Origin of the sequence: Riemerella anatipestifer (assembly GCF_009670965.2) — a bacterium.
Lineage (GTDB): Bacteria > Bacteroidota > Bacteroidia > Flavobacteriales > Weeksellaceae > Riemerella > Riemerella anatipestifer_B.
In genome coordinates this window covers 98,585-113,358 of sequence record NZ_CP073239.1, presented here as the reverse complement: position 1 = coordinate 113,358, position 14,774 = coordinate 98,585, and the positions used below count along the sequence as shown (strand labels likewise).

16 protein-coding genes and 1 tRNA gene are annotated in these 14,774 nt (G+C 33.6%); 13 read left to right on the top strand and 4 right to left on the bottom strand.

The features are described 5' to 3' along the window. The first annotated feature begins 18 nt into the window (after positions 1–18). The 7 genes from D1J36_RS00495 (at position 19) to recO (ending at position 7,678) form a co-directional block, all read left to right on the top strand. Positions 19–633 carry a deoxynucleoside kinase gene (locus tag D1J36_RS00495; RefSeq protein WP_154137012.1) on the top strand — a complete coding sequence of 205 codons (615 nt, stop codon included), beginning with the start codon at positions 19–21 and terminating at the stop codon, positions 631–633. A gap of 72 nt (positions 634–705) precedes the next feature. Continuing rightward, complete coding sequence (locus D1J36_RS00490; RefSeq protein ID WP_154137011.1) at positions 706–1,206, top strand: hypothetical protein; 501 nt, start codon at positions 706–708, stop codon at positions 1,204–1,206. 124 nt (positions 1,207–1,330) lie between these two features. Further along, positions 1,331–2,956, top strand: a complete 1,626-nt coding sequence (locus D1J36_RS00485) for a GMC oxidoreductase (protein ID WP_154137010.1) — start codon at positions 1,331–1,333, stop codon at positions 2,954–2,956. Positions 2,957–3,045: 89 nt separating this feature from the next. Then, positions 3,046–3,798, top strand: a complete 753-nt coding sequence (locus tag D1J36_RS00480; protein ID WP_154137009.1) for a 5'-nucleotidase C-terminal domain-containing protein — start codon at positions 3,046–3,048, stop codon at positions 3,796–3,798. A gap of 7 nt (positions 3,799–3,805) precedes the next feature. After that, positions 3,806–4,753, top strand: a complete 948-nt coding sequence (locus D1J36_RS00475) for a bifunctional metallophosphatase/5'-nucleotidase (RefSeq protein ID WP_154137008.1) — start codon at positions 3,806–3,808, stop codon at positions 4,751–4,753. Position 4,754: 1 nt separating this feature from the next. Continuing rightward, positions 4,755–6,989: a two-component regulator propeller domain-containing protein gene (locus tag D1J36_RS00470; protein WP_154137007.1), complete on the top strand. Its 2,235-nt coding sequence runs from the start codon at positions 4,755–4,757 to the stop codon at positions 6,987–6,989. Between the two features lie 11 nt (positions 6,990–7,000). Next, complete coding sequence (recO, locus tag D1J36_RS00465) at positions 7,001–7,678, top strand: DNA repair protein RecO (RefSeq protein ID WP_154137006.1); 678 nt, start codon at positions 7,001–7,003, stop codon at positions 7,676–7,678. 61 nt (positions 7,679–7,739) lie between these two features. Here the strand turns inward: recO and D1J36_RS00460 are convergent. The 4 genes from D1J36_RS00460 to D1J36_RS00445 all read right to left on the bottom strand — a co-directional run bounded on the left by D1J36_RS00460 (position 7,740) and on the right by D1J36_RS00445 (position 10,114). Continuing rightward, positions 7,740–7,812 (bottom strand) — tRNA-Met (locus D1J36_RS00460). A gap of 137 nt (positions 7,813–7,949) precedes the next feature. Further along, positions 7,950–8,510, bottom strand: coding sequence for a phosphatase PAP2 family protein (locus D1J36_RS00455; RefSeq protein WP_154137005.1), 561 nt, complete (start codon positions 8,508–8,510; stop codon positions 7,950–7,952). Between the two features lie 6 nt (positions 8,511–8,516). Further along, positions 8,517–8,858, bottom strand: coding sequence for a Sec-independent protein translocase subunit TatA/TatB (locus D1J36_RS00450; RefSeq protein WP_154137004.1), 342 nt, complete (start codon positions 8,856–8,858; stop codon positions 8,517–8,519). Positions 8,859–8,896: 38 nt separating this feature from the next. Next, positions 8,897–10,114: a TCR/Tet family MFS transporter gene (locus tag D1J36_RS00445; RefSeq protein WP_154137003.1), complete on the bottom strand. Its 1,218-nt coding sequence runs from the start codon at positions 10,112–10,114 to the stop codon at positions 8,897–8,899. Between the two features lie 132 nt (positions 10,115–10,246). Between D1J36_RS00445 and D1J36_RS00440 the strand changes: the two genes are divergently transcribed. The 6 genes from D1J36_RS00440 (at position 10,247) to atpA (ending at position 14,738) form a co-directional block, all read left to right on the top strand. Continuing rightward, entirely contained in the window at positions 10,247–10,615 is a 369-nt protein-coding gene (locus tag D1J36_RS00440; protein ID WP_154137002.1) for a hypothetical protein, read from the top strand. A gap of 72 nt (positions 10,616–10,687) precedes the next feature. Continuing rightward, positions 10,688–11,746, top strand: a complete 1,059-nt coding sequence (gene atpB, locus D1J36_RS00435) for a F0F1 ATP synthase subunit A (protein ID WP_154137001.1) — start codon at positions 10,688–10,690, stop codon at positions 11,744–11,746. A gap of 54 nt (positions 11,747–11,800) precedes the next feature. Next, entirely contained in the window at positions 11,801–12,010 is a 210-nt protein-coding gene (gene atpE, locus D1J36_RS00430; RefSeq protein WP_004919949.1) for an ATP synthase F0 subunit C, read from the top strand. Between the two features lie 96 nt (positions 12,011–12,106). Then, entirely contained in the window at positions 12,107–12,601 is a 495-nt protein-coding gene (locus D1J36_RS00425; RefSeq protein ID WP_064968364.1) for a F0F1 ATP synthase subunit B, read from the top strand. 2 nt (positions 12,602–12,603) lie between these two features. Next, a complete protein-coding gene (atpH, locus tag D1J36_RS00420) occupies positions 12,604–13,143 on the top strand; it encodes an ATP synthase F1 subunit delta (protein ID WP_153935971.1) in 540 nt (179 codons plus the stop codon). A gap of 17 nt (positions 13,144–13,160) precedes the next feature. Further along, positions 13,161–14,738 (top strand): F0F1 ATP synthase subunit alpha, encoded by a 1,578-nt coding sequence (gene atpA / locus D1J36_RS00415; RefSeq protein WP_004919940.1) that lies wholly within the window; start codon positions 13,161–13,163, stop codon positions 14,736–14,738. The last annotated feature ends 36 nt before the right edge of the window (positions 14,739–14,774 follow it).

Genomic DNA, 14,774 nt, shown 5'->3' with positions numbered 1-14,774 from the left:
TTTTCAAAAAATAAACCCATGCATATAGCAGTAACAGGAAATATAGGTGCAGGTAAAACCACACTTACCAAGATGTTAGCAAAACATTACGGCTGGGAGGCTCAGTTTGAAGATGTAGATGATAACCCTTATTTAGACGATTTTTATCACGATATGTTTAAGTGGTCTTTTGCCTTACAAATATATTTTCTAGGGAGTAGATTTCGTCAGGTTAAAGAGATTAGAGAGAGTGGTAAAAACATTATTCAAGATAGAACCATCTACGAAGATGCTCATATTTTTGCAGAAAATCTAAACGAAATGCAACTCTTAAGCGATAGAGATTATAAAAATTATACTTCGCTTTTTGAGTTGATGAAAACTTTTGTTTCCGCCCCAGATTTACTGATTTATCTAAGAGCCTCTGTACCCAAATTGGTGGGACAAATTGCCAAAAGAGGTAGGGATTACGAAGCAGAAATAAGTATAGACTACCTTTCCAAGCTTAATAATAAATATGAAAGTTGGATACAAAATTATAAAGAAGGTAAACTTTTAATCATAAAGGTTGATGATTTAGACTTCGTAGAAAGACCAGAAGATTTTGGTTCTATATTAGAAAGGATAGATGGTCAGCTCAATGGTTTATTCTAAATTAAAAAGCACTAAAGGGAATCTCTTTGGTGCTTTTTTTGATAGAAAGTTATACTCTTGTAAACTATTATTATGTATTATTTTAATATTAAATTCAAAAATTTAGTTAAGCCTTTAATATTAACGATTTTTATATTACAGTCTTGTGATAGTAAATTTCAAAAAACAGTGGAGACTAAAAAACAAAAAACTTTAAATAGCTACCATAGCTCTTCACCTAAGTCTAATGAATATATTGAGCCTGAAAAAATTTCTTTAGGAGAAGACTCTGAAGATATAAATGCTTATGCAAAAAATATATATGAGAAAAATGGAATTATCTATATTGACCTTGATTTTGTAGAAATAAAGTATAGAAATATAGATGAAAAGTTTATTGTTAACAAAAGCTCTAAAATAAGAACTTATATCATTGATGCTCATACTTTGGTTATCTCAAATGACTGTGAGAAGTTAGTACCATTAGATATACTTAAATACAAAGAGTCTTTGCTGAAAGATAAAACAGCGGTTACTATAGGTGAGTCAAAAAATGGAAGAATGATAAGTGTTAATTTCGGTTGTTATGGATAATAAGTTTAATAGTTAAAATGTATTACTTTACTGAGAGTGGGAAATAAATATCTAATCTGTTGATAATAATGGTGGATATTAGTTCTATATAATTACATTTATTTACATAAGCAAAGTAAAGTTAATGAATAGAAAAGAATTTTTAACAAAGCTAGGGTTAACCTCTTTTGGGTTGCTTATAGGGAGGTCTATGATAGGTAAACAACTATTGTTACCTACCTATATGAATGGAGGACATTTTACAAATATACTCGTAGGTACAGGCTATGGTAATGCAGTTGTAGCAGAGAGATTAGCTAAGGCAGGGCATCAAGTTTTGATGATTGAAATGGGGCTAGACTGGGAGGGCTATAAACTTAAAAATCCACATTTTAAATTTTATAAAATGACTTCTCCAGGTAAAGAATCTACTTGGATGAATAAATCTACTCAAGCACCTATTGGACTTGGAAATATGAATAGTTTTGATAAGTTCACGGGAATTTTAGAAAGGAAAGATTTTGCTAATATTAAAATTTATTTAGGAAAGGGCGTTGGCGGAGGTTCGTTAGTTAATGGGGGAATGACGGTTACACCCAAAAAAGAATATCTGAAAGAAGTCTACGATAAAGTAGGCGTTTCATTACCAGTAGATGAGCTTTATGATACTTATTTTCCTTTGGCTAACCATTCATTGGGGAGAAATTTAGTTCCAGATGATGTTTATAATTCAGAATGGTATACTTTCTCTAGAATGGGGATAGAGGAAGGTATTAACTCAGGCTTTACACATGTAATTGTTCCTAATTTGTACGATTTTGATTATATGAGGGACGAAATAGCAGGTAAAGTACCAAGGTCAGCTACTAATGTTGAAGTTATTTATGGTAACAATTATGGCAAAAGAGATCTTACAAAAACCTATCTTAAAAGGGCTTTAGATACGGGTAATGTTACTATTATACCACAGCATAAAGTAGATTATATAGAGGCTCTACCAAGTGGTGAATACGCTCTAGTAGTAAAACAAATAGATACGCTTAATAGAGAGGTTGGTGTAAAAAAGTTTACTTGTGATAAATTGTATCTTGGTGCAGGAAGTCTAGGAACTACAGAGCTACTATTGAAATCTAAAGTGCTTAATAAACTTCCAAATATCAACGATGAGGTTGGTAAATATTGGGGGAATAATGGTAATACGATGGCGAGTAGGTATACGGCTTTTGTTTTAGGTCATCACTCTAGAGGAAATCATCAGTCAACAATGCCTGTGAGAGGATTGGATAATTTTAATGATGTCAATTATCCTTTTTTTGCAGAAATAGCACCAATGCCTGTATTTGGTACTTATACGGCGTTGTATTTAGTAGTAAGTAAAGTCAATGAGTTTGGTTCTATAACTTATGATTTGGACAAACAAAAAATAGCTTTGGATTGGGGTGCTACTCATAATACTCACATGAGAAAAAATGCAGAATATTTTTTGTCTAAAATGAATCAAAACGGTTCTACAGGCTGGTTTAATAATAAATATGTTAATAATACAGTATTGTTGCCAAAGAATGGTGTAGATGAAACAATATGTTATCATCCGTTGGGAGGCTGTGTGTTGGGTAAAGCAACGGATTTACACGGTAGAGTACATGGGTATAACAATTTATATGTTACAGATGGCTCTCTAATACCAGGGAGTTTGGGTGTAAATCCTTATGTTACAATAACAGCGCTGTCTGAGTATTGTATTGATGCTATTTTAAAGAATGACTATTAGCTACATACAAGTTTCTATTACAATTCTAGAAAACTTGCTTGTGCTTTTTTTATATTTGCAGTTCACTTTAGATTAAAAAGTTCTATTTAATGAAAAAAATAAAATACTCACACTTAGTTTTAATCCCTTTATTGTGGTTAACAAGTTGTAAAACAGCAATGTCTGTTTCGGAGGTTAAACCCTACGAAAATATCAGTATAGCCTCATCTATTCCTTTTGATGGAGAGATGGATAAGCTAATCCAACCTTACAAAAAGGAAATGGAACGGCAGATGAATACTAAAATATCTTACACACCCGTGGAGCTTACAAAAACAGGAGATAATAGTAATTTAGGTGGATTGTTGGCAGATTACACTTATGAAGGAGCCGATGTTTGGGCAAAGCAAAATTTGAAACAAAATGTAGATGCGGCAGTTATCAATATAGGAGGTATTAGGTCTACCATAGGCAAGGGCGATATTTTACTAAAACATATTTTTGAGGTAATGCCTTTTGAAAACGAGGTTGTAATTGTTAAAATGCAAGGAAAAGATTTACTAGGTATGTTTGATTATTATGCTGAAACTCAAAAGAACAACCCTGTATCACATTTGTTTTTAGAAACCAATAATAAGAAAGTTATCAAAGGTCTTGTAAACGGTAAGGAGTTGGATTTAGAGAAAGATTATTATATCGCTACATCAGATTATTTGGCGTTAGGAGGAGATAATATGTGGTTTTTCAGTAAAGGAGAAATGATTTCAACAGGTATTAAGCTTAGAGATTTATTCATTGAAAAATTTAAACAGAATCCCGAAGTGAATGCTCCAAATGATGTAAGATTAATTTTTAATAATTAAAAAAACTATGAACCGTAAAGATTTTATAAAAACAATAGGAGGTGGGACTTTAGCATTATCATTAGTACCTAATACTTTCTTGGCTAATACCACACTACTTAATAGTTCAGACAAAAAAATAACAATTCTTCATACTAACGACCAACATAGTAGAATAGAACCTTTTGATGCTAATTATACCAGAAATCCTAATCAGGGAGGTTTTGCAAGGCGAGCTCATTTGGTAAAAGAAATTAGACAACAGGAGCGAAATGTATTGCTATTTGATAGTGGTGATATTTTTCAAGGGACGCCTTACTTTAATATGTTTGGTGGAGAGTTAGAGTTTAAACTGATGTCTATGATGGGGTATGATGCCGCTACAATGGGTAACCATGATTTTGATAATGGTTTAGAAGGGTTTTTAAAGGCTTTACCTAACGCTAAATTTCCGTTTATATGCTCTAACTATGATTTTAAAAACACCATACTAGACGGAAAAACGCAACCGTATAAAATTTTTAATAAAGACGGAATCAGAATTGGGGTTTTTGGAGTAGGCATAGAGTTAGAAGGGCTTGTAGGTAAAAAACAATATAAAGAAACTGTTTGGCATCATCCTGTGGAAATAGCTCAGCAATACGCCGATATGCTTAGAAATGAAAAGAAATGTGATTTGGTAATTTGCCTATCTCATATTGGTTATTCTTACAAAGGAGAGCATACCAATAAAATATGTGATGTAGAGTTGGCTCAAAAAACGGATAATATAGATTTAATTTTAGGAGGTCATACACATACTTTTTTACCAGAACCACAGTCTTTTATCAATAGAAAGGGAACTGAAGTTTTGGTAAATCAAGTGGGTTGGGCTGGTCTATTGTTAGGAAGAATAGACTTCTATTTTGATAGCCAAAAGAAAATTAAAAATATAGCTTGGAACAACCAAGTGATAGATGATAAGATAATGGTCTAAGATGAAAAAAATATTTCAAATTTTAATTTTCAGTATAAGTTTTTTGTTTTTTGCTCAAGAAGGCAAATGGCAAGATTTGTTTTCTTACAATCATATTATCAAGATAAAGCAAGATGATAAAGAACTTATTGCAGTTACTAAGAGTGGTTTATTTTACTATACTGTAGCTTCTGGAGAGATTAGAAAATTGTCAAAAGCTAATGGGCTTCATGAGGTTGGTATTACGGCGTTTGACTATAATCCTGATACTAAAATAGGATTGATAGGCTACGAAACAGGAGCTTTAGATATTGTTACACCTAATGGGGTAACTTTAATCGTAGATATTCCTATAGCAAGAAGTTATCAAGGTTCAAAAAAAGTCAATCATATTTTTATAAAAGATAATCTAGCGATAATTTCGGCAGGTTATGGGGTTTCTATCTTTAATTTGGATAAGAAAGAGTTTGGAGAAACCGTATTTTTTCAGGAGGGAACTAACTTTATTGCTTCTAATGAAGCGTTTGTAAAAGATAATATGGTATATGCAGCTACCAATCAGGGGTTATATTCGCATAAAATTGACCTAGAGTTTCCAATTTATTCTACATGGCAGAAACTTAATGCACTTAATTTATCACAGTCTGATACTAATGGGCAGAATTATTTAGTTGCTACAAAAAAAGAGGTTTATTTAGGAGAGGCTTTTCAGCGTTTGCCGTATTCTTTTACTGATGTTAAAGATGTGGTATGGCAAGCTAATGATTTCTTAGTTTGTGATGTAAATAAAATTTATCAGTTTTCTACTGATGGTAGTTTACAAAATACGTATGATTTCTCATCTTATCAGCTTACAACAGGAACTCTATATAATGGGAAGTTATTTGCAGGAAGTGCTTTTTCAGGCATTCTAGATCGAAATTATACTAGTGTAAAACCTGACGGACCGTACAGTAATATGGCTTCTAGAATGACTCTCGTTGATGATAAAATATGGGTAGCTACGGGTAAAAAGGGGAGTTATTATCAGGCAATTTATGATAATAATTTAGGATATTATTACTACAACGGAACACGTTGGGAGTATCCACAATATTTTTTAGATAACCCACAATTAGCCTTTAATATTTTAGATGTTGCTGTTAATCCTTCTAACCTAAGCGAAATCTATTTTACCAATTATGCCCAAAGAGGTTCTAAAGGTGTTTATAAAATGATTGATAATAAGTTTTCAAGAGTTTTTAACACTTCTAGTGCTCAGTGGTATAATGTTCCAGAGTATCTAGCCTTTGATAAAAATAATAATCTCTTTGCTACTTTTTCCTTTTTTGAAGGAGATGTAAATTTCGTGGGAATGTACTTTATTTCACAAGATGGCTCTAGGTTTGAAACTATAAAAACAGCAAATATCAAGCAAAATTCATCAGGTATATTAGCATTTAATGATAGACTTTTCATAGGTGGACCTAGAGTATCAGAGGGAGGTCTATTAATTTATTATTTTAATAATACGCCTACTCGTTTTGATGATGATTTGAAACAAATTTTAAGAGTTGAAGAAGGTTTGCCTTCCGCATCAGTAACAGCTATGGCGATGGATAAAAACAATAGTCTGTGGTTAGGTTCTACAACAGGACTTAGAATTCTTCCGAATGCCTTGAGCGATTTGTACGGAACTAAAGTAAAAGTAAGTCCTATAGTTATTACTCAAAATGGCATAGCGGAAGAACTTTTTAAAGATGCAGAAATTTTGAGTATAGCGGTAGATTCAGGTAACAACAAATGGGTATCTGTAAATGGAGGAGGTGTATTCTTTCTAAGTGCCGACGGACAGAAGGTTTACAATCATTTTACCAAAGCTAATTCTCCACTTCCTTCGGACGAGGTTACGGATATAAAAATAAATGATAAAACAGGGCAGGTTTATTTTGCAACTAGCAGTGGTATAGTGGTTTATAAGGGAGATGTGGCTAATGTAACCTCAAAATTTGGGGAAGTAATAGTTTATCCTAACCCTGTGGTTTATAGCCAATTTAAGGGAAGTGTGAAAATAAAAGGACTGGCTGAAAAAACCAATATTCGTATTACAGATGCTGCGGGTAATTCAATTCATCAAGCGGTTTCTAGAAACGGTTATTACGAGTGGAATTTACAAAATCAAAGAGGTTCTCGTGTGGCTTCAGGAATTTATTTTGTATTGATGACTAATGAAGACGGCACAGATAAAGCAACAGCGAAAATAGCAGTGGTTAATTAAATACACTAAAATTGCAATCTTTACAAGGGTTTATACTATCTTATACTAAATATAACGACTCTGGAGCTGTGCTTCGTATTTTAGAAAGAGAAGCGGGTATTCAGTCTTACTTTGTTAAGAATATTTATCTAGCTCGGAATAAGCAGAAAGTGTATCTTATGCCTTTAATAGGGGTGGATTTTAATGTTTCCAAAACTAAAAGTGGAGCATTACCATTGGTAAACCAAATTTCTCTTTCAGAAATATCAAAGATGATAGATTTCACTTTGGTTAATAATGCTCAAATGACTCTTTTAGCAGAGTTTATTCTAAAAACTGTTCCTTATGAAGTTGTGGAAGATAGTCTTTATAAGTGTGTGGAAGAGTTTTATATCAATATGGACAATAAAAACGCACTGATATTTTCCATTTATTCCATAATAAAGAATATTGGTTATGGATTTTTATTTACAGAAGGTACTTTCTTTGATTTAAAAAATGGATGTTTTCAAGAGGTGGAGAATGAGTTTACTGTCAATAGACCTTTGTCGGATATATTAAAAAATATAGAAAGCTTGATGTTTGTTAAAACTCCGATAGATGCTAGTGAAAGGAGAGATATAATAGATGTTCTAATGAGATATTGTAAGTATCATATTCCTGAATTTAGTGAGCCTAAATCGTTGGATATTTTTAGAGAGGTTTTTTAAACCAAGAGGTAATCATAAAAATAAAAAAAAGGATGATAAATTATCATCCTTTTCTAAGTAGTAGCGGGGACACGACTCGAACGTGCGACCTCAGGGTTATGAGCCCTGCGAGCTACCTACTGCTCCACCCCGCGATATTGTGGTGCAAATATACGACGATTTTTTTATTTACCAAAAAAATAGAGTTGAAATATTTTTATTTTTTGTAACTAATTGATTAGTAGTTTTATTTTTTTGTATTCTTACTTAATTACTGATAGAGAAGAGGTGGTTAAAGCTTTTTAGGTCTACTCGCATAAAGTGCTAAACTCCCAAAAAAGCCACCTAAGAGAAAACCTACCATTGCTCCGTAAATAATATCTAGTGGATAATGAACTCCTAAATAAATTCTACTATAAGCTACAAAAGATGCCCAAGCAAACACCATTAAACCGAAAAATCTAATCTTTTTTGAAAAAAGAAGATTCATAAAAGAAGCTATAAAAAAACTATTAGAAGCGTGTGCTGAATAAAAACCAAAAGGTCCACCGCATTTTACTTCTCTTACTAATCCCTCTAAGAGTGGTTCGTGGCACGGACGAAATCTATGAACTCCTATTTTAAAAATATTAGCAATCTGGTCGGAAGTAATAATTCCTAGAGTAATAAATAGGAGGATATAAATGACTTTTTTCTTCTCGTAGTTTTTTATGATGAGATATAAAAATATAAAATAGAGAGGCAACCAAGTAAGTTTGCCTGATACCATAACCCAAAAGGTGTCAAAATAGGTATTACCTAATCCATTTAGATAAAGAAAGAGAGATTGGTCAAGCTCTATGATTTTGTGCATATTACTCTATCTGCTTACGGGTCCTTCGTGAGCGTCGTCTAGTTGTGATACACTAGGTTTTTTATCTAGATTTACAATATCGTTGGTCGCTTCGGTAAGGTCTTTCTTAATATCGTTCAAAGGATTTACTTCTTGTACAGATTGTTTTACCTGCTCAATTTCCTTTTTTATTTCAGATACAGGGTTGTCTGTCTCCTTCATGATTTCGGTTTTGATGTCTTCCATTGCAGACTTCATTTTTCTAACACCTTCACCTAACCCACGAGCTATTTCTGGGATCTTTTTAGGTCCAAAAAGCACTAATACTACTAGTGCTATTACTAACATTTCACTAAAACTAAAATCCATTCTGCTAAATTACAAATAAAAGTATGAAACGAAAAAAATTATTTTTTATTTTTATAAAATCCACGGTAAACTATATAGGTGCTAATACTCATTAAAATAAATCCAACAAAGAAAGGGGCACCAGCAAACTTAAAAGGAGCATCATTATGAGTGAAATAGTAAAAAATATTTGTCATAAGAGGCGGGCCAATAATACTAGTGAGGCTAATAATGCTGGTAAGAGCTCCTTGTAGGTCGCCTTGCTCACTCGCAGATACTTTTGTGGAAATAACGGATTGTAAAGAGGGGCCAGCGATTCCTCCCAAACAATAGATACCAAGAATGGCAAACATCATCCAACTGCTTCCTGCAAATGAGAAAAGTAGCATTCCTAAACTATACATACCAATGCCATAAAAGATACTTCTTTCATTACCTATTTTAGGATTTACTTTTCTTAGTATAACGCCTTGCACCAAAGCTGTTAATCCTCCCATTACACCAAGTGAAATCCCTACTGTTTTTTCACTCCAACCAAATCTATAAATACCAAAATAAGCCCAGTTAGTTTGTACTGCATGGGAGGCAATATAGACTAAGAACCAGGCTAAGATAAGTTTATACAACTCAGGGTATTTTCTTAGCTGTAGAAGAGAGCCTATGGGGTTAGCTCTTTTCCAATTAAATTTCCGTCTGTGTTCTTTGGAAAGACTTTCAGGTAGTATAAAAAAACCGTATAGAAAGTTGATAAGGCAAAGTGCACCTGCTGCTAAAAAAGGTATTCTGGCACCGTAATGTCCTAATACACCTCCAAGTACAGGACCAATAATAAAGCCTAACCCAAATGCAGCTCCAATAATTCCAAAATTTTTTGAACGATCTTGTTCTGTACTTATATCTGCAATGTAGGCACTGGCAGTTGTGATGCTTGCTCCTGTAATACCGGATAGAAGACGACCTATAAACAACCACAAAATGCTAGGAGCCCAAGCTTGTAGAAAAAAGTTTACTGAAAAACCTAATAGCGAGAATAGGATAACAGGACGCCGTCCAAACTGGTCGCTTAAATTACCCAATACTGGAGCAAAAATAAACTGCATAACCGCATAAGCGAAACTCAACCACCCTCCATACTTAGAAGCAAGACTAATATCTCCATTGATGAGTTCCTCTATCAATTTAGGTACTACAGGTATAATAATGCCCCAGCCTGTAATGTCTATAAGGAGAGTAATAAAAATAAAGCTAATAGCTGCAGACTTATGAGGCTTTTCCATATTTTTAAAATAAGGAGCAAAATTAAATAAAATTTGCCTTCAAAAATCAAAATATAAGAGTTATTATTTAAGTAGGTATTTGTATTGAATTATTTTTTTTGGAATCATTGTGTAATAGACTATTTTTGTCGAATGAAATATTCGCGTCAAATTTTACTATCTATTCTAGTATATTGTATAGTGGTTGTTTTTGGTATTCTAGGACAATCTCTATTGTTTCAGTATCCATTATCACTACATTTTCTAATTGCTTTTCTACACTTTTTAGGTCTTATAACGGTAGGAGGGGTTGGTCTTTTTAAAAAGGATATTATGGGATTTGTCTACATGGCATTTATGATACTGAAAATGGGTGCTTTTTTATATCTTTTTTATGTTTTTCCTGACCTGAAAGAACAACTTATGGTATCTGTGGGGCTTTATTTTTTCTATCTTTTAATAGAAACAGTTTTGATAATCAGTCTGATTTCTAAAAATCTTAAAAGCCAACAAAAATCATAAAATTTTAATTTTTTTTAATTTGAAAATATAAAATCAATTTCCTACTTTTGCAGAAATTATAAACTGAAGAAAATGCACTTCAAGAGAGTTATTTTATTGTTGACCATTTTTATGATGGGTTGGGCTAATGCCTCTACCGAGACTAAACAATCTGGAGAGAAGTACAATCCAGTTCCAGACATTATGCATCACATCTCAGACTCCCACAGTTGGCATCTTTGGGGGGAAGGAGATAAAAGTATCGGGTTTTCTTTACCTGTGATACTTTGGGATAATGGATTGAAGATTTTTTCTTCATCTCATTTTGGTCATCATGAGGATGAGGTAGCTCAAGTAGATGGTAACTACTATAAGTTATACCATAACAAAATATACAAAACTGATGCCAATGGTACTTTAGAGATGCATGATGGGCATCCTTCCAATGAAAGACCATTGGATTTTTCTATAACTAAAAATGTAGCACAAACTTTATTAGCTGCCGTTTTACTAATTATTTTAGCTTTTGCTACTAAGTCTAGCTACACTTCTAATGGAGTTCCTAGAGGGATAGCTAAATTTTTGGAGCCTTTAGTGCTTTTCGTGAGAGATGATATTGCTTTAGAAAATATTGGGACTAAAAACTATCTAAAGTATACGCCGTATTTAGTAACGTTATTCTTGTTTATATGGATTGTTAACTTACTTGGGCTTATTCCAGGTGCAGCCAATGTTTCAGGTAATATCGCCTTTACAATGGTGTTGGCAGTTCTTACATTTATTATAGTAACATTTAGTGGTAAAAAGACTTATTGGTCGCATATATTTGACCCATTAGGGCACAATATGCCGTGGGCAGGTAAAGCTTTGGTTTATGTTATCTTAGTGCCAGTGGAAATTTTAGGTATGTTTACTAAGCCTTTCGCATTGATGATTCGTCTTTTTGCGAATATGACTGCAGGGCACATCGTAATCTTGAGTTTAATATCTCTTATATTTATAATGGAAACTTATGCTATCGCACCAGTTTCTATCATGCTTACTCTTTTTATAAATACATTAGAGTTATTGGTAGCAGCTTTGCAGGCATACATCTTTACCTTACTTACAGCTCTATTTATAGGAATGGCAGTAGAAGAAGGGCATCATTAAAATTAAGTTAAAGAAAATAAAAATAATTAATATCAACCTTTTAAATTTAAAGTTATGACAGGTAGTATCGCAGCAATCGGAGCTGGTTTAGCAGTTCTAGGTGTAGGATTAGGAATTGGTAAAATTGGTGGTCACGCAATGGACGCTATTGCTAGACAACCAGAACAATCAGGAAAAATCCAAACTGCAATGATTATCGCAGCAGCTCTTATCGAGGGTGCTGGTCTATTCGGTATCGTAGTAGCATTACTAGGAAACGGATAATCTAAAAACTGAAAAGCGTACAGACGGTTGGTCTGTCGCTTTTCTTTTGATTTTAAGAAAAATTAAATAACAATATAAATTAATATCTTAAATAATATGGATTTATTAATTCCTTCAGAAGGTAACCTTATATGGTCTTTAGTGGTTTTCCTTATTTTAGTACTTTTACTATCTAAGTTTGCATGGAAACCTATCCTTAAAACGGTTAATGATAGAGAGACTTCTATTGTAGATGCTTTGAACCAAGCAAAATTAGCTAAAAAGGAGATGGAAGATTTAAAAGCGGATAATGAGAGAATTATTCGTGAAGCTAAGGTAGAAAGAGATGCTATACTAAAAGAAGCTAGAGAGATTAAGGATAGAATTGTAAATGAAGCTAAAGAGGTAGCTAAAGTAGAAGGTGATAAAATGATTGCAGCTGCGAAGCAATCAATAGCAGCAGAGAAGTCTGCGGCTATGGCTGATATTAAAAACCAAGTGGGTGCTTTATCTCTAAGTATAGCCGAAACTATTCTTAAACAAAAATTAGATAATACTGAAGCTCAAAATGCTTTAGTAGAGAACATGTTGAATAAATCTAATCTTAACTAAAAATGAGAACATCTAAAGTAGCCAAAAGATATGCTAAGGGTCTTTTGGATTTTGCCCAAGAGTCTCAGCAAACCTCTACTGTGTTTTCTGATATGAAAGCCGTAGTTAAGATTATGAGTGAGAGTAAAGAACTTAACCGTTTTTTACAAACGCCTTTTATTGACTATAAGAAAAAAATAGCGGTAGCTAAAGAAATTTTTAAAGGACTTAGTGCTACTAGTCAGAATTTAATTTCATTAGTTATCCGTCAAGGTAGAGAGGCTCAGCTTAAGTTTATAGCACAAGATTTTATAGATAAAGTAGAAGATATCAACGGAGTACAAAGAATTACTTTGACAACTGCGGCTTCTCTTTCTCAAGAAAATATTGATAAAATATTAAAATCTTCTAGTCTTGTGAATTCTGGAGCATCTCATGATTTAAAAATCAATGTAAATCCAGATTTATTAGGCGGGTATGTTTTGAGAGTAGGAGACCAACAATTAGATACTTCAGTAAGAACTAAGTTGGCTCAGATGAAAAAAGAATTTCAGTTGAATTAAGAAAAAATAACCATACAATGGCAGAAATAAATCCAGCAGAAGTATCTGCAATTTTAAAACAGCAATTAGCAAATTTTGATACTCAATCTAATGTTGAGGAGGTAGGTACAGTGCTTCAAATAGGAGACGGTATTGCTCGTGTATATGGACTAGAAAATGTACAATACGGTGAGCTTGTTAAATTTGAAAGTGGTATTGAAGGAATTGTATTAAACTTAGAAGAAGATAATGTAGGGGTTGCTCTACTAGGAGAGTCTAAACAAGTAAAAGAAGGGGATACTGTTAAAAGAACTAACAGAATTTCTTCTATCAAAGTAGGAGAAGGTATGTTAGGAAGAGTTGTAGATACTCTAGGTAACCCTATAGATGGTAAAGGTCCTATCGGAGGAGAGCTTTATGAGATGCCTTTGGAAAGAAAAGCTCCAGGGGTTATCTACAGACAGCCAGTTAATGAGCCTTTGCAAACAGGTATCGTAGCGGTTGACTCTATGATTCCTATCGGAAGAGGTCAGAGAGAGCTTATCATTGGTGACCGTCAGACAGGCAAAACTACCGTAGCGATAGATACGATTCTTAACCAAAAAGAGTTTTATGATGCTGGTGAGCCTGTATTCTGTATTTATGTTGCAGTAGGTCAGAAAGGTTCTACCGTAGCACAAATTGTTAAAACACTAGAGGATAAAGGAGCTATGGCTTATACAGTAGTAGTAGCTGCTAATGCTTCAGACCCTTCACCTATGCAGGTGTATGCTCCTATGGCAGGTGCTGCTATTGGAGAGTATTTCCGTGATACAGGTCGTCCTGCTCTTATCGTTTATGATGATTTATCTAAGCAAGCAGTGGCTTATCGTGAGCTTTCACTTTTATTAAGAAGACCACCAGGTCGTGAGGCTTATCCAGGGGACGTATTCTATTTACACTCTAGACTTTTAGAAAGAGCTGCTAAGGTAATTGCTGATGATAGCATTGCTAAGCAAATGAACGACCTTCCTGATTCTTTAAAACCAATCGTTAAAGGAGGAGGTTCTCTTACTGCATTACCAATTATTGAAACTCAAGCGGGAGACGTATCTGCTTATATCCCTACTAACGTAATCTCTATTACAGATGGACAAATATTTTTAGAGTCAGATTTATTTAACTCTGGGGTGCGTCCTGCAATTAATGTGGGTATCTCTGTATCAAGAGTAGGAGGTAACGCTCAGATTAAGTCAATGAAGAAAGTATCAGGTACACTTAAGTTAGACCAAGCACAATATAAAGAATTAGAAGCGTTTGCTAAGTTCGGTTCTGACCTTGATGCTGCAACTTTAGCGGTAATCACAAAAGGTGAAAAAAATGTGGAAATTCTTAAGCAACCAGTAAACTCTCCACTACCTGTAGATAGCCAAGTGGCGATGATTTACGCGGGTACAGAAAACTTATTGAGAAATGTACCTGTAAATAAGGTTAAGGAGTTCCAAAAAGAATATGTAGAATTCTTGAGATCTAAGCACCCAGACACTATGGCTAAAATTAAGGCAGGTAAAATTGATGATGAAATTACAGGTGTGCTAAGACAAGCTGCTAATGATTTAGCATCTAAGTATAACTAAAAATAACTCATAATTCCGAGTTTAGAAGATAATTTT